General features: G+C 61.4%; 17 protein-coding genes. 8 read left to right on the top strand and 9 right to left on the bottom strand.

The features are described 5' to 3' along the window. Window positions 1-79: 79 nt before the first annotated feature. The 6 genes from HX881_RS19870 (at window position 80) to HX881_RS19845 (ending at window position 7672) form a co-directional block, all read left to right on the top strand. Entirely contained in the window at window positions 80-1603 is a 1524-nt protein-coding gene (locus HX881_RS19870) for an efflux transporter outer membrane subunit (RefSeq protein ID WP_343054789.1), read from the top strand. After that, window positions 1600-3795 (top strand): FUSC family protein, encoded by a 2196-nt coding sequence (locus HX881_RS19865; protein WP_177086133.1) that lies wholly within the window; start codon window positions 1600-1602, stop codon window positions 3793-3795. The genes HX881_RS19870 and HX881_RS19865 overlap by 4 nt, the downstream gene beginning before the upstream one ends. Then, the gene (locus HX881_RS19860; RefSeq protein ID WP_177086131.1) at window positions 3785-3985 is read left to right on the top strand and encodes a DUF1656 domain-containing protein; all 201 of its coding nucleotides are present in this window, start codon (window positions 3785-3787) and stop codon (window positions 3983-3985) included. The genes HX881_RS19865 and HX881_RS19860 overlap by 11 nt, the downstream gene beginning before the upstream one ends. Before the next feature lie 10 nt (window positions 3986-3995). After that, window positions 3996-4886 (top strand): efflux RND transporter periplasmic adaptor subunit, encoded by an 891-nt coding sequence (locus HX881_RS19855; RefSeq protein ID WP_177086129.1) that lies wholly within the window; start codon window positions 3996-3998, stop codon window positions 4884-4886. 224 nt (window positions 4887-5110) lie between these two features. Then, window positions 5111-5671 carry a FadR/GntR family transcriptional regulator gene (locus tag HX881_RS19850; RefSeq protein WP_177086127.1) on the top strand — a complete coding sequence of 187 codons (561 nt, stop codon included), beginning with the start codon at window positions 5111-5113 and terminating at the stop codon, window positions 5669-5671. A 684-nt stretch (window positions 5672-6355) separates the two neighbouring features. Then, entirely contained in the window at window positions 6356-7672 is a 1317-nt protein-coding gene (locus HX881_RS19845) for an OprD family outer membrane porin (RefSeq protein WP_177086125.1), read from the top strand. Between the two features lie 58 nt (window positions 7673-7730). Here HX881_RS19845 and HX881_RS19840 read toward each other — a convergent pair whose 3' ends face one another. From HX881_RS19840 to HX881_RS19800, 9 genes are all read right to left on the bottom strand, one after another. Next, window positions 7731-8498, bottom strand: a complete 768-nt coding sequence (locus HX881_RS19840) for an AraC family transcriptional regulator (RefSeq protein WP_177086123.1) — start codon at window positions 8496-8498, stop codon at window positions 7731-7733. A gap of 360 nt (window positions 8499-8858) precedes the next feature. Beyond that, window positions 8859-9197: an FAD-dependent oxidoreductase gene (locus HX881_RS19835; protein WP_343054797.1), complete on the bottom strand. Its 339-nt coding sequence runs from the start codon at window positions 9195-9197 to the stop codon at window positions 8859-8861. A gap of 207 nt (window positions 9198-9404) precedes the next feature. Further along, the gene (locus tag HX881_RS19830; protein ID WP_177086119.1) at window positions 9405-9935 is read right to left on the bottom strand and encodes a cupin domain-containing protein; all 531 of its coding nucleotides are present in this window, start codon (window positions 9933-9935) and stop codon (window positions 9405-9407) included. A 221-nt stretch (window positions 9936-10156) separates the two neighbouring features. After that, window positions 10157-10990: a metallophosphoesterase gene (locus HX881_RS19825; RefSeq protein ID WP_177086117.1), complete on the bottom strand. Its 834-nt coding sequence runs from the start codon at window positions 10988-10990 to the stop codon at window positions 10157-10159. Window positions 10991-11015: 25 nt separating this feature from the next. Beyond that, the gene (locus HX881_RS19820; protein WP_103033118.1) at window positions 11016-12047 is read right to left on the bottom strand and encodes an ABC transporter ATP-binding protein; all 1032 of its coding nucleotides are present in this window, start codon (window positions 12045-12047) and stop codon (window positions 11016-11018) included. After that, window positions 12044-12838: an ABC transporter permease gene (locus tag HX881_RS19815; protein WP_177086115.1), complete on the bottom strand. Its 795-nt coding sequence runs from the start codon at window positions 12836-12838 to the stop codon at window positions 12044-12046. The genes HX881_RS19820 and HX881_RS19815 overlap by 4 nt, the downstream gene beginning before the upstream one ends. Continuing rightward, window positions 12835-13608: an ABC transporter permease gene (locus HX881_RS19810; RefSeq protein WP_246356544.1), complete on the bottom strand. Its 774-nt coding sequence runs from the start codon at window positions 13606-13608 to the stop codon at window positions 12835-12837. Before HX881_RS19810 ends, HX881_RS19815 begins: the two co-directional genes overlap by 4 nt. 96 nt (window positions 13609-13704) lie before the next feature. After that, the gene (locus HX881_RS19805; RefSeq protein ID WP_017129050.1) at window positions 13705-14709 is read right to left on the bottom strand and encodes an ABC transporter substrate-binding protein; all 1005 of its coding nucleotides are present in this window, start codon (window positions 14707-14709) and stop codon (window positions 13705-13707) included. Beyond that, a complete protein-coding gene (locus HX881_RS19800; RefSeq protein WP_017129051.1) occupies window positions 14693-15712 on the bottom strand; it encodes a LacI family DNA-binding transcriptional regulator in 1020 nt (339 codons plus the stop codon). The genes HX881_RS19805 and HX881_RS19800 overlap by 17 nt, the downstream gene beginning before the upstream one ends. Window positions 15713-16450: 738 nt before the next feature. Here HX881_RS19800 and mqo point away from each other — a divergent pair. Both mqo and HX881_RS19790 read left to right on the top strand, forming a co-directional pair. Next, entirely contained in the window at window positions 16451-18100 is a 1650-nt protein-coding gene (gene mqo, locus HX881_RS19795) for a malate dehydrogenase (quinone) (protein ID WP_042936924.1), read from the top strand. Between the two features lie 177 nt (window positions 18101-18277). Continuing rightward, window positions 18278-19285, top strand: coding sequence for an Ldh family oxidoreductase (locus HX881_RS19790; protein WP_103033120.1), 1008 nt, complete (start codon window positions 18278-18280; stop codon window positions 19283-19285). Window positions 19286-19328: the final 43 nt, after the last annotated feature.

The following is a 19328-nucleotide window of genomic DNA, read 5'->3' as shown; positions in this document are numbered from 1 at the left end:
CGCGCGACGACTTACTATCAAGTTAGTGGCCGCCTAGAGTGCCCCGTCTCCAGTTCAAGAGACGCCGGGAGTTTTCATTGTGTTGCGATTTACCCTCCAAAAAACCGCACTCCATTGCGCATTGTGTCTATCGATTGCGCTGCAGGGATGCAGTACCGCCCGCGGGATAGATCCTCTTGGACACATGCTGGACGGCGACGACCTGGCTCGCGGCGAAGCCATCGCCTTGGCGGCGAAAGAAGCGGCCTGGCCCCAGGCCCGGTGGTGGCGGGTGTATGGTGATGAACAACTCGACCGTTGGATCGATATGGCCACCCAGGCCAGTCCCAGCCTGGCAATCGCCGCCGCCCGCCTGCGTCAGGCAAAGGCGCTGGCAGGCATTGCCGAGTCGGCCGAGTCCTTGCAGGTCAACGGTGATGCCGGTGTGAGGCGGCGCCAGTGGCCTGATGATCCGTTTTATGGCCCGGGTGCATTGTCCGGCTCGCAGACCTGGGACAACAACCTGTTGCTGAGCGGCAGCTACCCGCTCGACCTGTGGGGGCGGGAAAAGAACGTCAGCGAGCAATTCCTCGATCTGGCCCATATGACCGCGGCGCGGCAGCGCATGGCCCAGTTGGACCTGCAGGGGGCTGTTGTCCATGTCTATATCCAACTGGCCCTGCACTATGGCGAACGAGATGTGCTGCAGGCGACGTTGAGCCAACAAAGGCAAATCCATGAACTGGCCGTGCGTCGTCGCGATGGTGGTATCGGAACGGACCTTGAGACCATCCGGACCCAGACGCCCATCGCCGATACTCGGCGCAGAATCGACCTACTGGATGAGGCCATTGCCCTGGATGGCAATCAACTGGCCGCCTTGGCCGGTAACGGACCGGGGGCCAGCACGGGGCTCCGTCGTCCGGACCTGGCGTTGCACCAGGCGTTGGCGCTTCCATCGACACTGCCAGCCCAGCTCCTGGGCCACCGTCCGGATGTCGTCGCCAGTCGCTGGAACGTCGCCGCCCAGGCAAGAGGCGTCGATGTTGCTCACGCAGACTTCTATCCCAACGTCAATCTGGCCGGTAGCCTGGGCTATACCGCCAGCGGTGGCAACGTCCTGGCCTTCCTTGGTGCAAACAAGCTGAACTACAGCGTGGGGCCGGCACTGTCGCTGCCTGTTTTCGATGGCGGGCGCCTGCGTTCAGCGCTGGGCCAGGCCACGGCGGGCTATGACGAGGCTGTCGCCAGGTACAACCAGACCCTGATCCTTGCCCTCAGGGAGATCAGTGACCAACTTATTCGTCGTAGCGCCGTAGACAGGCAGCGGCAGCTCATTGTCGAGTCCGTCGATTCCGCCCGGCGAACCTTCGAGCTGGCGCTTACAGCCTACCAACGAGGACTGACCGACTACCTGAGTGTGCTGGATGCACAAACACAATTGCTCGATCAGTACCGGATTGAGCGACGCAACCAGGCCGCGAGCCTGGATGCCCACGCTTCGCTGATGATCGCACTGGGCGGCGGGGCGGTACAGGCGGATGTGCCCGCCGAGGACCAAACGCTGCCGGCACAACCGCCTGCACTCTTCAAGGCACTGGATAGCCTGGTGAACCCACGATGAGCGGCGTCGCGCAAATATTGCGGCGCCTGGGCTCGTTGCCGTGGAAGAGAGGATTGTCCGATTGGTCCCGTACTGACGCGGTGACCTGGATCTACCTTTTCAAGGCGCTGATCGCTTCCTGCCTGACCCTGTGGTTGGCCATGCGCCTGGAATTACCGCAGCCCGGTACCGCGATGACCACCGTCTTTATCGTGATGCAGCCGCAAAGCGGCCATGTCCTCGCGAAAAGCATCTATCGCTTTATCGGCACATTGGCCGGATCGACCTTCAGTGTGATGCTGATGGCGCTGTTCGCCCAGAGCCCCGAATTGCTGATTGGCGGATTGGCCTTGTGGGTCTTTCTCTGTTCGACGGGGGCGGCCCGCCAACGCAATTTCCGCGCCTATGGGTTTGTTCTGGCCGGGTACACCGCGGTAATGGTGACGTTGCCTGTGGTCGATCACCCGGACCGTGTATTCATGACGGCGATCTGGCGGGTGCTGGAGATCTCGTTGGGTATTGTCTGCGCTTCATTGGTCAGTGCCATGTTGTTCCCCCTGACCACCAGCTCGGCCCTGCGTCATTCGGTGGAGCAGCGCTTCGGCCGATTTGCCGGTTTCGTCATGACGAACATGCGCGATGGCCGTGATGACAGAGATTTTGAAAGCACCAACCTGCGTTTTATTTCTGAAGCGGTTGGGCTGGAAGTCCTGCGCAGCATCACGACGTTCGAAGATCCCGACATGCGTCGCCGCAACGGGCGTCTCAACCGCTTGAACAGTGAGTTCATGGCAGTCACCACGCGTTTCAATGCCTTGCATCAGTTGCTGGAACGCAGACGCCGCAGCGACGAGCACTCGTTTCTCCTGGCCATCGACCAGGACCTGAAGGCCCTGGCCGATCTTCTCGAACCACTGGCAGGGCATGCCTTGACCGAGGCGGATGCAACGCAACTGGCATCGCAACTCGAGGCCTACAAGAGGGCTCTGCCTGCTAGTGTGCGAGTCAAGCGCTCGGCCTTGCTGCAGCGTCATCCCCGCGAGGCTGACCTGCTCGATTTCCATACCGCCTACGAATTGCTCTATCGCTTTGTGGAGGAGCTTCAGGAGTATGCACTGACGCATGCATCGCTGGCCGACCCTCACCATGTGCGTGAGCAATGGGATGAGCCATTCGTGGCGCAGACGAACGGGTGGGCAGCCATCGCCGCAGGCCTGCGCTCGGCCTCGGTGCTATTGGTGCTCTGTTGGCTCTGGATCTTCACGAACTGGCCCAGCGGTGCGGCCATGACCCTGGTTTCCGCGCTGACGGTCGGCTTGTCGGCGTTCTCCCCCAACCCCAAGCGGATGTCGTTCCAGATCGCATGCGGCACGATGGTCGCGGCAGCGATCGGGATTTTCGAGATGTTCTTCGTCTATCCGCTGATCGACGGTTTTGCCTTGCTATGCCTGGTCATGGCGCCCGTGATCCTGTTGGGGTCCTATCTCCTGGTCAGGCCGCAGTGGGCCGGCTATGGGCTCGGAATGCTGGTGTTCTTCGGCACCAACGCCGTGCCGGCGAACCTGACGATCTATAACCCCTATGGGTTGATCAACGACTATCTGGCGATGGTGTTCGGCATGCTGGTCTGTGCCGCCGCAGGTGCCGTTATCCTGCCTCCCAACGGTCCCTGGTTGTGGCGGCGGCTGGAATACGACCTGCGGCGCCAGGTGGTGTTTGCGATCCACGCGCCGCTCCAGGGACTGGCGTCGGGTTTCGAGAGCGGCACCCGCGATCTTTTGCACCAGGCGCATGGGGTGGCCGCAGGCGATCCCCAGGTACAGCGCACATTGTTGCGATGGGCGCTTGTCGTGCTGGATGTGGGGCACGCCATCATCGAGCTGCGCCGGGAAGAATCGGCGTTGCCTGCCGATCCCTGTTATCACGCGACACAGCCCTGGCGTCAGGCGCTACGGGCCATGGCGCGTTCGTTGATCCGACTGTTCGTCAAGCCTGGCGCCGGCAATCTCGCTCGCGCACTCGCGAGGGTGGAGCAGGCCATCCGATGTGTGCAGGAAACTCAAGAGCCCTTTGCTGCGCATTTCGACACCTCGGTCCTGCGCCGTGTCGAGAGCTACCTGCACTTCATTCGCACCTCATTGCTGGCGTCCGGGTCACCGCTGGCGATCTATGTTCCAACCGACCTGTTGCCAGGAGCGACTCATGTTTCGTGAATTTGTGCTGGGCGGTGTCTACGTACCGCTCATGACCCTTATCTTTTTTGTCGCCGCCGGGCTGGCATGGGGCATAGGCGCGCTGGCCGCGACAAGCAATGTCTACCGACTCTTCTGGCATCCGGCGCTCGTTCGCGTGAGTGCCTTCACCTGTATCTTCGGCGCGCTGGCGCTGGGCATTTATCGTTGAGAGTCCCGGCATGAAAAAACTGTTCAGTTTCACCGCAACCCTGCTGGTGGTTGCCGTGGCCTTTTGCCTGGCGCGTATTGTCTGGGTCTACTACATGGACACACCCTGGACCCGGGACGGTCGTGTCCGTGCCGATATCATCGGTGTGGCTGCCGATGTGTCCGGTGTTGTCGTGGAGGTACCGGTAGGCGATAACCAACGGGTGCGAAAAGGCGACCTGCTGATGCAGATCGATCCCGAGCATTACCAGTTGGCGGTCAAGCAGGCACAAGCCCTGGTGATATCGCGCAAGGCCGCCTGGGAGATGCGCAGCCTGAATGCCAGGCGACGTGACACCATGGACAATCTGGTGATTTCCCGCGAGAGCAGCGACGATGCCAACAGCATCGCCAGCGTTGCCCGGGCCGAATACCAGAGAGCCCAGGCTCAGTTGGAAGCGGCGCAGTTGAATCTGAGTCGCACGCAAGTGTTTGCCGCGGTGGAGGGATACGTCACCAACCTCAATGTGCACCGTGGCGACTATGCGAAAGTCGGTGAAGCGAAGATGGCGCTGGTCGATCTGAATTCGTTCTGGGTCTACGGCTTCTTTGAAGAGACCAAGCTGCCACGGATCAAGCCAGGGGATCCGGCCGACGTGCAGTTGATGAGCGGCGAGTTGTTGAAAGGGCATATCGAGGGTATTGCCAGAGGCATCTATGATCGTGACAACCCCCAGAGTCGCGAGCTCGTTGCAGACGTCAATCCGACGTTCAACTGGGTCCGACTGGCCCAGCGCGTCCCGGTGCGTATTCACCTGGACGTTGTGCCGCAGGGGCTGATACTGGCGGCGGGCCTGACCTGCACGGTGATCGTCAAGCCCGACCAGCCAACGGGAATATGGCGGGTTTGGACTAGTATCTGACTCGTTTCAAAGAGTCTACCTGAGAATGAGTCTCCATACTGTTGGCGCGGCATGACGTACTCAGCGTTCATCCGCGATGGGGCAACGCTTCAGTTTCAGGAGCCATTCAATGAATGCTTTCACCTATAACCTGGCCAATAACGAACGGCTTAATCTGCTGATGAGTCGCCGTTCCCACCGGCCACTTGCGTTCGTGACGCAGTGGTACGGGAGGGTGGCCTGAGATGGATACTCGAGTCGGATGGACTCTGTTGGAAGCGGCAGGCGGGAAGCATCGGTTCGTCCGCTCCCTGCAGAAGCGTGTCGAGTGTTTGCGCGCGCGCGATCGAAGAGTGCTGCGGGATTACCTTGAAGTGCGTTTTTCGCTGGAGATTCAGGCCGCGCGCCTGGCCGCGAGTCGACGCACGCTGGCTGACATCCGCGGGTTGTGGTTCGCGTTGGCCAGAAGAGGCGAGTATCGCCACGACGAAGACCTGGTCAGTTTTGTCGACCGTGACCAGGCCGTGCATGAAGCCGTGGCTGCCGCGTCGCACAACGAGGAACTCTGGTCGGTATATCGTTGGTTGAGTCGCTCTTTCCATCGCCCCTACCTGTCGATTTTTGCCGACGATGAACTGCGCGAGCCAGGGCTGACCGCTCACGCCAAGGTCATCGAGGCGATTACCTATGGTGATGAAGTCGCAGCGGTGCGTGCGGTTCAGGCCTTGTTCGTGCCGCTGCTGGAAAAGATCACGCTGTTGTCCGGCAATGGTTCTGTTCGAGCTTTTGATTACCAGGACCATTAGATTGCTGGAACGGATATGCCTCGAGTGATGCGCAGCGCCAGGCATTGTTCGCCTGTTGAACAGTGCCTGTTGAAAACCCTCAGGGCCCTCGGCTCTCCAACGGGTGGAATGGAACATGCCGTTTCGCTTCTCGATAAAATGGGCATTGAACGGACGTCCGTCGATATCTTTGCCCAGTTGATGGCGCAACTGTCCCATGATCGACCGGATTTTGATCTCCTGGCCCCCACATCGCCCTTCATCAGCCTTGATGAACTGAGTCTGTTGGCGGCGTTGGCGCAGGTATCACGCACCGTAAATAGAAAGACAAACTTTGCCATCAGCCGACAATCCTCCCTGCTGTCGCCCTGTCTCGAGGCGTGCGGGAAGGTGTTGTCGGCTTGCAAGGTGTCATTGAGGCATCGCCCCATGCCAAGAGGGAAGTTTCATACAGACATCGGGAGCCTGTTGCCTTGTGGGTGTCAGGGGCCAGAGCACTATTGTTGCTGAATCCGACATGGTCATTTACATGTCGGTTACTGTGTTCAATTTGCAGGGTTCGCTATCTTGGCGAGCAAGTACCAGACCTGCAGTCCCTATGTCTGGTGTTTGGCTTGAATAGTGGTCGCCTCATTTAAATAAAAATTGAACGGCCTGGAGCATTTCCTCTGGCGTAGATCTTTTCGCCTGTCTTTCGGAGCACCTATGAATAACTCATCACGCATGACGCTGGCGTTTACGCTGGGCTTCGTGCAACAAACTTACGCGTCTGGCTTTATCGAGGACGGAAAAGCCACACTGGATCTGCGAAACTTTTACTTCAATCAGGATACCCGCAATCAACAAGCTGCGTCTGACCGAGAATGGGGACAGGCGTTCATGTTGAACTATCAATCGGGGTTCACGGAAGGGCTGGTAGGTTTCGGTCTGGATCTGCAGATGCTGTATGGCGTGAGGTTGGATGCCTCGGGACGCGCCGGGAAAGCAGACGAAAGCAATACGCCAGGCAGTGTATTTCCGTTGTCGGATGGAAAAGCCGCCAATGATTTCAGCAAGCCAGGCGCCACGGCGAAAATGCGCCTCTCCAAAACAGAGTTGAAAGTGGGCACGCTGTTGCCAAAAATTCCGGTGCTGGTTTACGAGGATGGCAGGTTACTCCCGGAAACGTTCCGGGGATGGCAGGTCGAGTCCAAGGAGCTGGATAATTTCAATTTCCTGACGGGCCGAATCGAACAGGTACTGGATCGAAACTCAACCAATGGCCAGGGCATGTCCATTGCCGGCGCCAATGACCCTGAAAAAGGGAAGTTCAGTAATCAATTCTATTACGGTGGCGTCGACTACTCGCCTACCCGGCAACTAAAGTTGCAATATTATTATGGTAGTCTCGAGGACTTCTACCAACAGCATTTTTTCGGGCTGGTGCATGACTGGAAACTACCTGTCGGTCAGTTCAAGACAGATCTGCGCTATTTCTATAGCACCTCGGATGGCAAGAACTCCAGTCATTCGGGGCGTGCCGAAGGCTATGTCAGTTCCGGGTATTATGGCAATGGTGTCAATGCCGGGAAGGTGGACAACCGTTTATGGAGTGCTCTGTTCACCTACAGTGTGAAGGGGCACTCTCTGAGTTTGGGATACCAGCAAACTGACGGTAAAAGTGATTTTCCGCATATCAACCAGGGGCAAGGTCGCTCGGTCTATCTGATTACCAACTCGCAATCACTGAAGTTTGTCAATGCCGGGGAAGACTCGACGGTAGCCAGCTATGCCTACGATTTTTCCACGATAGGGCTGGAAGGTCTGAAATCAAGCGTGACGTACATCAATGGCCGCAATATCAAGACGGCCCGGCAGGACAGCTCTGAATGGGAGCGTGATATCCGGGTCGAGTACATTGTGCCTTCTGGCTCGTTCAAGGGGCTGGGGTTGACCTGGCGGGGTGCGGTGCTCCGGGGTAACGACAGCGCTGACAAGGATGAGACCCGCCTGATACTCAGTTACAGCATCCCGCTCTTGTAGACCGGCCAATGGAGGGTGGTGCAAGAAAGGTGGTGTCCGCGAGCATTCCTTGTGCCGCTCAGGACTTGGCAAAGTACTTGGCTGGACTGCAGCCGAATACCGAGCGGAACACGGCGATAAAGCTGCTCGAGCTTTCATAACCAATCGCGGCGGCGGTACTGCTCACCGATTCACCCGCCGCGAGGTTTTCCAGGGCAACCATCATGCGCAGACGCTGACGCCAGGCGCCGAAGCCCATGCCTGTCTGCGCTGAAAAAAGGCGTTCCAGGGTACGTGGGCTGGCGCCGACGTGATGCGCGATGTCTTTGAGCGCACGGGCGTCGTCGGGATTCGCCTTGATCAGATTGGCGGCTTTCACTGCACGCTTGTCGTTTGGCTCCGGCAGGTAGAAAGCATCCTGTTGCAACAGTGCCAGGTGGTCCAGCAGCACGATGCCAAGGCGTGCTTCCCGGCTCTCGAGCGCATAGCTTTCGGGGAGTTGCGCACAGGCGAGTATCAGTTCCCGAACCAGAGTCGAGACGTTCAGGACCGAGCAGCTTTTCCACGGGGGAATCCCGACCGTATCCTGGCGAACATAGACCGCACGCAGCGAGATCGGGCGCGAATGTTTGAAGGTGTGGAGCACCCCGGCGGGTATCCATAACGCTCGCTGCGGGGGCAGAACCCAGATTCCCTCACTGGTGGAGACCGTCATCGAACCAGTCACCGCATACATCACCTGGGCATGCTGTTCATGGGTATGTTCCGCTTCGAATCCGGGTGCGTACTCGCGCTCCAGGCCTTGCACGGGCGCGTCACCAAAGGTGGGTTGGGCAAAAACCGACATGGCGTAAATCCGCTATTTTCAATTGATATCGGAGTATCACGCCAAAGCATAGAGGTGTAAACGACGACTGGGCTCCTGGCTTGCGCGGGGAAAGCCAGGGCCGCCGCATCTAGGATCCGAGTCCGATCACCGGGACGGGGCGGGTAGATCCGCTGGCGATTGATAACGCTTTTGGTCTGCTTCGCCTGTTCGCCATGGGCCACCACCACACGCTCCCAACCCTGGCTGTAAACGGCCCCCCAGGGCCCGAGGTCGATGAAGTTGGTGTACCAGACTATGGTCGATGCTTCGATACAGGATCCGTCGGTCAATGTCAGGCCGTCGGCGTCTACCGCCGCGAGAGAAAATCCGGGTAATACTTCAATGCCAAGCGCCTTGCAGGCCTGCTTGATTATGTTCTTGCAGGCGAATGGCCGAGGCGTAGGTGTCGATATCCTGAGTGTGGTCGGCGACACCCGGGGTATCGGGGCGGATGAGATGACTACCACTGGCCACGATCAACTTGTCATATGAAAGGTGACGGGCCACTGTGCAGTCACTTACCGTGACTGACTTGAGAGTGGTGTCAATACCCGTGGCCCGCCCTGAAACTATCTTGACGCCGATAGGGGACAGTACTGATTCGAGCGTCAACCTGGCCTCCTCGAGGTCATCTTCATAATTGCGCACACGAATATAGTGATAGGGATCGGGGTTGATCAGCGTGATGGTCGCGAGTGCCCCTAACAGGTCAAGTGTATATGCGGCGGTGGCCGCGCTTCACAGGCCGGCGAAGCCGCCGCCAATAATCAGGATATTTTCATACCTTGTCTCCGGAGGAGATGAGATGAATCCGCGGACAGCTGCAACCGACGCCGCCGATGAGGGTTGTGCTTGCGTGTTGATTCGGGTTGACGGGAGCGCTCGTCAGAAATGATCGAGTGGTCTTGCCCCGGCTATTTCATCGATCAGGATGGCGGCCAGGAGCTTGCTGCGTTTTGTTATTGCAGAGTCTTCGGGTATTGCCACGATAGCGTGGCTCAGGTGTTCAAGGAGGGATGAGTTGCTGAACAACAAAGGGGTTGCGGGCAGATATCTCATCAAGTGAAAGTTGATAAATATGGAGTTGAAAATCGTGCCCTGACGGGTGTCGACGCGATGGCGAATCAGCGGGGGAACCCAGATGGCCGATCCGGGAGAGATGGCAAACCTCCTTCCTCTCATGGCGATGTTCATCAACCCCGAGGAGACAACGATGAGTCGGCCGTGATAATGCCGCAATGCAGTGAATGCCCTGGCGTTGGCGTCATGTCCCTGGTAACCGTGGGCAGGAACGTGCCCAGCCAGTGAGATCTGTTCAAGTTCCTCCCATATCGCAGAAGCATGGCCGGCAAAAGGCATACTTTGTTGCGTCGGGTGATTTGCTAACGAGCTCAATGCCGCATTTTCGTTGTGCATATCGTTTCTTCTTCTGATGGCGTCAGTACTCCGCCCTCAGTCAGGGCCGGGACAGCTTCCCGATCCATCTCGTCCTTGATGGTGACAATGGGAGGTATTGGCGTTGGATCATCAACCCTGTAGCGATTTCGTATCATCGCAAACTTGCCAAAAAGTACCGGAAACGTGCCCTGTGTTGACGGCCGTTTGATTCACCCTCCCTCTGCGTTTGCCCAGGGGACTCAATCGATCAACCCGTTCCCGTCATAAAACGGATACGGCCCCGCATACTCCCCGAACACGCCGTTATGGGTCACCAACCCGTGTTGCGGATGCCAGGCATGCAGCAGATACCCCGCCGGTTCCAGATTGAAATGCGCCGGCGCGGTGTCTTGCAGGTCCAGCACGATCTGATGGGATGTGCCCGGGCAGACACAGCTGATACTTCCTCCGAACCGCCGCTGCATGGGCCGATGCATATGCCCGCACAGCAGTCGTTCGACCTGGGGATGCCGGGCGATCAAGGCCTCCAGCGCCGGGGCGTTTTGAAATGACTCGCGGTCCATATGGCCGATGCCGGTGACAAACGGCGGGTGATGGAGGATCACCAGCGTCGGCACATCGGGACGGCACGCCAACTGCTGATCGAGCCACTCGAGCTGGCTGTCGCGCACACACCCGCCATGGGCGCCTGGCGTGGTCGAGTCGAGGCCGATCAACCTGATCGGATGCTGGTCCACTACCCAGTCCAACGGGCCCTGCGCCGAGCGGGGCAGGTAGGTGTGCTCCGGCAGGCCCGCCAGCAGGTGTTCACGCTCGTCGTGGTTGCCAGGTACCACGTAGCAGGGCATCTGCAAGCGGGCGAGTTCGGGGCGCAGCACGGCGTATTCATCCGGTCGCCCGAAGTCCACCAGGTCGCCGCTGATCACCACGATGTCCGCCCGCGGGATGCTGGCGTTCAACTGGTCAACGGCGCGGCGCAGGGCGCCGAGGGTATCGACCACGCCGTAGGTCAGGCGCTGGCCGGCCTTGAGGTGCAGGTCGCTGATGTGGGCAATAAGAAACGAAGAATTCACAAAAGCCTCTGGTACGGAGAAATCATCACGAGTGCAGGGTGAACAGCGCCTGCGGTTCGATGGCCAGGGCGATGGCTGCCCCGGTGGCGTGGACCTGCGGGTCGGCGCTGTCCACCAGCAAGGGTTGCGCGCCGCCGATGTCCACCAGCAGACGGCTCTGGGCACCCTGGAAAAACTGCCCCAGCAAGCGGCCGCGCAAATGACCGTCGCCTTCCATCACCCGCAGGTGTTCCGGGCGGCAATAGACCGTGGCGGGCAGGTGCGAGCCGCTCCAGGGCAATTCGCCGCCGCTGACTTTCAGGCCATCGCGGGTACGTTCGAGCACCGCGAAGGCATTGAGATTGCCGACGAAGCCGGCGACAAACGGATTGGCCGGTTTCTGGTAGATCTCCCGTGGACTGCCCAGTTGCGCGATGCGGCCCTGTTCCATGACCAGGATGCGGTCGCCCAGGGCCATGGCTTCGCCCTGGTCGTGGGTGACAAACACCGAGGTGATGCCGAGGCTGCGCAGCAACTGGTCCAGTTCGCTGCGCAGGCGTTCGCGCAGTTGTGCGTCCAGGGCCGCCAGTGGTTCGTCCAGCAGCAGGACCCTGGGACGTGGCGCCAGGGCGCGGGCGAGGGCGACCCGCTGGCGCTGGCCGCCGGACAGTTCGTGAATGCCCCGCCGGCCGTGATCGCCCAGGCCGACCAGTTCCAGCAACTCGGCGCAGCGCTTGTGGCGTTCGGCCGCGGGCATGCCACGGACCTTGAGCCCGTAGGCCACGTTCTCGGCGACGTTGAGATTGGGAAACAGCGCATAGTTCTGGAACACCATGCCGACGTCACGCCGCTCGATGGGGACACGGGTGACGTCCTCGTCGCCAAACCAGATCTGCCCGCTGTCGGGGCGCTCCAGTCCGGCAATCAGGCGCAGGGTGGTGGTCTTGCCGCAGCCGGACGGACCGAGGATCGCCAGGGTTTCCCCCGGTTCGATGGTCAGGTTCAGGTCATGCACGGCGACGGTGCCGTCGGAAAAGGCCTTGCGGCAGCCTTGCAGGCGAATGGTGGTGCCGGTCATCGACGTTCTCCACGGGACAGACGGGCGCTGATGGCCTGCAGTGCTATCAGCAGTGGCACGATCAGCAGAAGGAAAATCAGGGTGTAGGCACTGGCGACTTCCAGCCGCGCCGAGGCGTAGCTGTCCGCCAGGCCCACCGGCAGGGTCTTGGTCATCGGGGTGTGCAGCATCCAGGTCAGGTTGAATTCACCCAGGGACAGGGTGACTACCATCAACACCCCGGCAAGAATGCCGGCGCGGCTGTTGGGCACCACCACGGTAAAGAAGCGTCGCAACGGACCGGCGCCCAGGCTGGCCGCCGCCTCCTCGAGTACCGGCAGATGCTGGCGCTGCATCACCGCCATCACCGGCCGCACCAGGAAGGGCAGGGTGAACAGCACGTGGCCCACCAGGATAAACAGCCAGCTGCCACGAAAGGTCCCGAACTGGCCGTAGGTCAGCAGCAGCGCCAGGGCACTGGCCAGGCCCGGCATGGCCACCGGCAGCACCATCAACTCCTCGAAGGCACGACTGAAGCGGTTGTTCATGCGCACCAGGGCATAGGCCGCCGGTACGCCGATGATGCACACGCAGAGGGCACAGGCCAGGGCCAGTTGCAGGGACAGCCAGACGGTGCCGGAATAGGCCTGCCAGACCTGCAGCAGCCAGTCGAGGGTCAGGCCGCTGGAAGGTCCCTGGAAGTAGTTGCGGGTCACTCCGGCGAGCAGGGACAGCAGCACCGGCACCAGCATGAAGGCGCAGACCAGCAGGCTGAACAACAGTTGCCCGAAAAACAGGCCTGAGCGTTTCAAAGGACGGTCCTCGACTGTTTGACCAGGCGCCGCGCCAGCAGCAACACCGCCCAGGTCACGCCACCCAGTACCACGGACAGCGCCGCGGCGACGGCGAAGTTGGCGTAGTTGGTGAATACGTTGTAGATCGCTACCGGAGTGACATTGAGGCGGGTACCGAGGGTGAAGGCGGTGCCGAACGCGCCCATCGAGGTGGCGAAGCAGATCGCCCCGCAGGACACCAGTGCCGGGGCCAGGCCCGGTACGATCACGTCGCAGACCACCCGCCAGTGCCCGGCGCCGAGGGAGTGCGCGGCTTCTTCCAGGCTGCGGTCGAGGCTCTCGCAGGCCGCCATCACCGTCAGGATCACCCGGGGAATGGAGAAATACAGGTAGCCGATGAACAATCCGGTCAACGAGTAGGCGAAGATCCAGCGCTCGCCGGCCAGTTGCAGGCCGAGCTGGGCGAACAGGCCCTGGCGTCCGGCCAGGAGAATCACCAGGAAACCCACCACCACGCCGGGAAAGGCCAGGGGAAAGGTCAGCAGCGCCACCAGCGTCGAGCGGCCGAAGAACTGCTGGCGGGCCAGGAACACGCCGCTGATACCGCCGATCAGCAGCGCCACCAGGGTGGTCAGCGCCGCCAGCAGGCCGGTCTGCGCCAGGCTGCCCAGGTACTGCGCACTGCCCAGCACCTGCCAGTAACCGCTGCCGGCGGCGTCACGGCTTTCTGCGCCGAGCAGGATCAGATGGGCCAGCGGCAGCAGCCAGAACGCCAGCAGCATCGCCATGGCTGGGGCCAGTGCCCAGGTCACCGCCGGCGGCAGGCGCAGCCGCGGCCAACTGCCGGCGGGCACGGCCAGGGCCTTGTCGACCGATGTCGCCACTTACTTCACCTCGTTCAGGTAGCGAGCGGCAAAGGCTTCCTGGACGGCGGCCATGTGCTCGTAGTCGACCACGCCGGCACGGGCGTAATCGCTGTCCGGCAGGAAGCGGGCGGCGACCTCGGCGGGCATTTTCATCTGCCGCACCGGACGCAGGTAGGCGTTGGCCCACAAGGCCTGACCCTGGTCGGAAAGGACGAAGTCGAGGACCTTCTCGGCATTGGCCCGATGCGGGGCATTGCCGACCGGGCTCATCACGTACGGCACGCTGAGGCTGCCCTCCCTGGGAATCACGAAGGCCACGTTGGCCTGGTCCTTGTAGCGGGCGCGGTAGGCGTTGAAGTCGTAGTCCACCAGGATCGGCAGCTCACCGGAGAGCACCCGCGCATAGGCGGTCTGCTTGGGCACGATAGGAGCGTTTTTCGCCAGTTTGCGGAAGTAGTCGATGGCCGGGGCGAAGTTGTCGAGGGTGCCGCCCATGGCCTGGTTGATCGCCACCGCCGAGACATAGCCGACAAAGGCGCTGGACGGGTCGAGGTAGCCGACCATGCCCTTGTATTCGGGTTTCAGCAGGTCGGCCCAGCTTTGCGGCACGGGCAGGCCGCCGAGGGCATCGACATTGACCATCAGGCCGAGGGTGCCGGAGTGGATCGCGAACCAGTGGCCCGCCGGGTCTTTCAGGCCGGCCGGGATCTCGTCCCAGTGCTTGGGCTTGTAGTCGCCCAGGACCCCGGCTTTCTGCGCCTGCAGGCCGAAGGTCACGCCGTAGTAGACGACGTCGGCAACCGGTGCGGCCCGCTCGGCCACCAGCTGGGCCAGGGCCTGGCCGGAGTTCTTGTTGTCCAGTGGCACCTGGACGCCGGTGCTGTCGGCAATCGCCTTGAGCTGCGTACCCCAGTCCGCCCATTCCGGCGGGCAGTTGTAGCAGATGGCGGTTTCGGCGGCGTGGGCCAGGCTGGCGATGCCGCCGAGCAACAGGGCCGCCAGGGTCTTACTGAGCTGGGTCATGACGCATTTCCTCGTAGGGCCGGGTGCTTTCGCCCGGCCGGATATGGCAGGGCAGGCATTGGGAAGTGGGGTTGGCGCCGTTGATGCGCGCCAGCAGGTGTTCGATGGCGGTGTTCGCCAGGGCGGTGATCGGCTGGACCACGCTGCACAGCGTCGGATGCATCTGGGTGCCGATGGCGATGCCGTCGAAACCGATGACCGACAGGCGTTCTGGCACGCCCCAGCCATTGCGGCGCAGTTCGGCGATCAGGCTGATGGCCAGCAAGTCGTTGGAACAGACCAGCGCGCTCGGCGGTTGCGGGCCGCGCAGCAGCGGGGCGAGTGCGGCGAAGTCGGCGCTGGTATGGGCAGGCATTTCAATCACCGGCAGGGGTGTCAGGCCACGTTCCAGCAGGGCATCGCAGTAGCCGGCGTAACGCAGGCGCGCGCGGTCGGATTGCAGGGCCGGGCCGGCGACCATGCCGATCCGCGTGTGCCCGGCATCCAGCAGGTAGCGGGTGGCCAGGGCCATGCCGGCGCGGTTGTCGACCGATACCGCGCAATAGTCGGTGTTGTCCGGCTGGTGGTAGGCCAGTACAAAGGGCGTTTCCTCCTGGGCCAGGCTTTCCAGCAGCGGATTGTCCTCGGCATCGGTCACGGTCAGGATCAGGCCGTCGACCCGCTGGCGCAGCAACTCTTCGACCACCGCGCTTTCGCGGTCGGCGGCGTAGTCGGTGGTCGCCAGCAGCAGGTTGTAGCCCCAGGCGCGGGCCGCGCGCTCCATGGCCTGGAACTGCTCGGCGAACACCGGGTTGAGCAGGTTGGGGACCATCACGCCGATCAGGTTGGTCTGCTGCAGGCGCAGTTGGCGGCCCAGGTGGTTGGGACGGAAACCCAGTTCGCGGGCGGCGGCGAAGACCTGCTCGCGGGTGGTCGGACGCACCACTTCGGGGCTGGCGAAGGTGCGGGCGGCGGTCGCCCGGGAGACGCCGGCCAGGCGCGCCACATCTTTCAAATCGGTCATTGTCGCTTCCTTGAGATCGATCTCATTGGCCAGCGACAGTACGGATCGAAGATGGCGATCAGGTAAAGGAGCGATGACAGTTTGATGTCAGGTGTCGGCTGCATGTGCTGATCGTTCCCACGCTAGAGCGTTTGATCGTTCCCACGCTCTGCGTGGGAATGCAGCCCGTGACGCTCCGCGTCACCTGCAGGGCGGACGCGGAGCGTCCAGTGAGGCATTCCCACGCTTGAGCGTGGGAACGATCGATATGAGCAGGCTCGGCTACCATGATTTGAGAGAAAACGATGTCAGGCTTTAGTCAAAATAAGGTAGGAGTGAGACGCTTTTTTTGACGGATTTGCGCGTCCCGTGGACAATGGCATTTCCGCCACCATTGATGCTGGCCAGTCTCTTCGCTTTTCCCGCGCGAGATTGCAGCCAAGGCCGGGCATTTCGCGACCCCGCGGTCGCCAAGTGGCCTGTTCGTCCCATGGTGTCGGAGTCTGATGGCAGCGATGCCGACAATGTGTGCGACCACGCACCAACAGAATTCATGTCACTCAAGTCAGCTGAAGCCAACAACGATAAGAAGTCAGCGCAGGAGCGACATAAAAAGTGAGGCCTATGCCAGTGATGGCGGCCTTGTGTGCCCATTCTCCAGTTCTTTCGAGTGCGGGAATCCACGGCGTCGTATCAGCCCGGAATCCTGTGTGAGCAAGGGTGGAGGAGCGGATGGCGATCTATCGTAGGTATGACTATATGTTGAAAAAAGTGAACAAGGCGCTGTTGGGCCTGGCCTTGTCGATAGGGGTCACGTCCTCGTTCGCGGCCGAGGCCAAGAAGGTCGATGTGCTGCTGATCGGCGGCGGGATCATGAGTTCGACCCTGGGCATCTGGCTCAACGAGCTGCAGCCTGACTGGTCGATGGAAATGGTCGAGCGCCTCGATGGCGTTGCCGAAGAAAGCTCCAATGGCTGGAACAACGCCGGTACCGGTCACTCGGCCCTGGCCGAGTCGAACTACACGCCGTACGGCAAAGACGGCAAGATCGACATCTCCAAGGCGATCGAGATCAACGAGTCGTTCCAGATCACCCGTCAGTTCCTGTCCTGGCAGGTTCGCCAGGGCGTGCTGAAGAACCCGCACTCGTTCATCAACTCGACACCGCACATGAGCTTCATGTGGGGCGATGACAACGTCAAGTTCCTCAAGGATCGCTACGCGGCCCTGCAGACCAGCCCGCTGTTCAGCGGCATGCAGTACACCGAAGATCAGGAGCAGATCAAGAAGTGGGTCCCGCTGATGATGGAAGGGCGTGATCCGAAGCAGAAGATCGCCGCCACCTGGACTCCGATCGGCACCGACGTGAATTTCGGCGAGATCACCCGCCAGTACGTCGCGCATCTGCAACAACAGCCTAACTTCAAGCTCAAGCTGTCCAGCGAAGTGCAGGACATCAAGCGCAATGAAGACGGCAGCTGGCGCGTGGTCTACAAGAACCTGAAAGACGGTACTGAAACCCAGACCGACGCCAAGTTCGTGTTCATCGGTGCCGGTGGCGGTGCGCTGCACCTGCTGCAGAAGTCCGGTATCCCCGAGGCCAACGACTACGCGGCCTTCCCGGTCGGCGGTTCGTTCCTGGTCACCGATAACCAGGATATCGCCCTCAAGCACATGGCCAAGGCCTACGGTATCGCTTCGACCGGCGCGCCACCCATGTCGGTTCCGCACCTGGACACCCGCGTGCTGGATGGCAAGCGCGTGATCCTGTTCGGGCCATTCGCGACCTTCTCCACCAAGTTCCTGAAGAACGGTTCGTACTTTGACCTGCTGACCAGCACCACCACCCACAACGTCTGGCCGATGACCCGCGTGGGTATCGATCAGTTCGACCTGGTCCAGTACCTGGGCGGTCAGCTGATGATGTCCGATGACGATCGCTTCAACGCCCTGAAGGAGTACTTCCCGCAGGCGAAGAAAGAAGACTGGCGCCTGTGGCAGGCCGGTCAGCGCGTGCAGATCATCAAGCGTGACGAAGAGAAGGGCGGCGTCCTGAAGCTCGGTACCGAAGTGGTCAGTGCCAAGGACAACAGCATCGCCGGCCTGCTGGGTGCATCGCCAGGTGCTTCCACCGCCGCGCCGATCATGCTGACCATCCTGGAGAAGGTCTTCAAGGACAAGGTGGCAACCCCTGCCTGGCAGGAAAAGCTGCACCAGATCGTGCCTAGCTACGGCACCAAGCTGAACAACAGCCCCGAGGCTGTGCAGAAAGAGTGGAACTACACTGCTGAAGTCCTGCAGTTGACCACCCCTCCGGTGATCGGCCAGACCGCTGCGGCACCGGCCGCTCCTGCCGCTGCCGACAAGCCGAAGGCCGAGGACAATCCGAAGGCTGACATGGCGCTGTAAGCAATACCCGCGTCAACGCAACAGGCTGCACAAAAACGCCACTCGCCCGAGTGGCGTTTTTGCATCCGCATCCCCGGTCGCGATGCTGTGCCGAATTCGTCATGCCGGGCAGTCAAACTGATCAAGCCTCGGGCTCGCCCATGGGCAACTCTGGAACCCTTCTTCCTGGAGTGACCTATGACTCGACTGACGCTGGACCAGGCCCATGCCCTGGCCAAACTGATCCTGCTGCACAATGGTTTCAGCCTTGCCCATGCCGATGCCGTGGCCGATACGGTGGCGGCCGGCGAGCGCGATGGTTGTGCCTCCCACGGCCTGTACCGGGTGCTCGGTTGCGTCGCTTCGCTGAAGGCCGGCAAGGTCGAGGCCGATGCCCGGCCCGAGGTGGTCGACCAGGCACCGTCCATCGTGCGGGTCGATGCGGCCGGCGGGTTTTCCCAACTGGCCTTCCAGGCCGGCTTGCCCTTGCTCAAGGACAAGGCCCGGGCCAATGGCATTGCCGCCATGGCCATCAACCGTTGTGTGCATTTCTCCGCGCTCTGGGTCGAGATCGAGCAACTGACCGAGGCCGGCCTGGTGGCGCTGGCCTGCACGCCGAGCCATGCCTGGGTCGCACCGGCCGGCGGTAACCAGCCGGTGTTCGGCACCAACCCCATTGCCTTTGGCTGGCCGCGCGCGGGTCATGATCCGTTTGTCTTCGACTTCGCCACCAGCGCCATTGCCCGGGGCGAGATCGAACTGCACCGGCGTGCCGGCAAGGCCATTCCCGAGGGATGGGGCGTGGATGCCCAGGGGCAGCCCAGCACCGATCCGAACGTGGTGCTCGACCTGGGGGCGATGCTGACCTTTGGCGGGCACAAGGGCTCGGCGCTGGCGGCGATGGTGGAATTGATCGCCGGACCGCTGATCGGCGACCTGACCAGCGCCGAATCCCTGGCCCACGACGGCGGCAGCAAGTCGTCGCCGTACCATGGCGAACTGATCATTGCCCTTGACCCGCGGCGCTTTCTCGGCGACGCCACGGAACAGCACCTGGCCCGTGCCGAAAGCCTGTTCGAGAGCATCCAGGGGCAGGGCGCCCGGTTGCCGTCACAGCGACGTTACGAGGCGCGGGCGCGTAGCCGGGTGGACGGCGTGGAGATTCCCACGGCCTTGTACAACGACCTCAAGGCACTGTTGGCCTGACAGGGCTCGACGCACTGGGGCAGGGCTTGAAGGGTTGTACCTG

Origin of the sequence: Pseudomonas gingeri (assembly GCF_013386115.1) — a bacterium.
Classification (GTDB): domain Bacteria; phylum Pseudomonadota; class Gammaproteobacteria; order Pseudomonadales; family Pseudomonadaceae; genus Aquipseudomonas; species Aquipseudomonas gingeri.
Note: the sequence above shows the minus strand (reverse complement) of the source record. Positions and strands in the feature narration are given on the sequence as shown.

Bases quoted from the DNA above. Each gene is read 5' to 3' on its own strand.
- HX881_RS19820 (WP_103033118.1), bottom strand. From the start codon at position 12,047: ATGACCGGCACCACCATTCGCCTGCAAGGCTGCCGCAAGGCCTTTTCC.
- HX881_RS19830 (WP_177086119.1), bottom strand. From the start codon at position 9,935: ATGCACAACGAAAATGCGGCATTGAGCTCGTTAGCAAATCACCCGACG.
- HX881_RS19810 (WP_246356544.1), bottom strand. From the start codon at position 13,608: ATGGCGATGCTGCTGGCGTTCTGGCTGCTGCCGCTGGCCCATCTGATC.
- HX881_RS19840 (WP_177086123.1), bottom strand. From the start codon at position 8,498: ATGTCGGTTTTTGCCCAACCCACCTTTGGTGACGCGCCCGTGCAAGGC.
- HX881_RS19800 (WP_017129051.1), bottom strand. From the start codon at position 15,712: ATGACCGATTTGAAAGATGTGGCGCGCCTGGCCGGCGTCTCCCGGGCG.
- HX881_RS19860 (WP_177086131.1), top strand. From the start codon at position 3,785: ATGTTTCGTGAATTTGTGCTGGGCGGTGTCTACGTACCGCTCATGACC.
- mqo (WP_042936924.1), top strand. From the start codon at position 16,451: ATGTTGAAAAAAGTGAACAAGGCGCTGTTGGGCCTGGCCTTGTCGATA.
- HX881_RS19845 (WP_177086125.1), top strand. From the start codon at position 6,356: ATGAATAACTCATCACGCATGACGCTGGCGTTTACGCTGGGCTTCGTG.
- HX881_RS19855 (WP_177086129.1), top strand. From the start codon at position 3,996: ATGAAAAAACTGTTCAGTTTCACCGCAACCCTGCTGGTGGTTGCCGTG.
- HX881_RS19865 (WP_177086133.1), top strand. From the start codon at position 1,600: ATGAGCGGCGTCGCGCAAATATTGCGGCGCCTGGGCTCGTTGCCGTGG.
- HX881_RS19850 (WP_177086127.1), top strand. From the start codon at position 5,111: ATGGATACTCGAGTCGGATGGACTCTGTTGGAAGCGGCAGGCGGGAAG.
- HX881_RS19790 (WP_103033120.1), top strand. From the start codon at position 18,278: ATGACTCGACTGACGCTGGACCAGGCCCATGCCCTGGCCAAACTGATC.
- HX881_RS19805 (WP_017129050.1), bottom strand. From the start codon at position 14,709: ATGACCCAGCTCAGTAAGACCCTGGCGGCCCTGTTGCTCGGCGGCATC.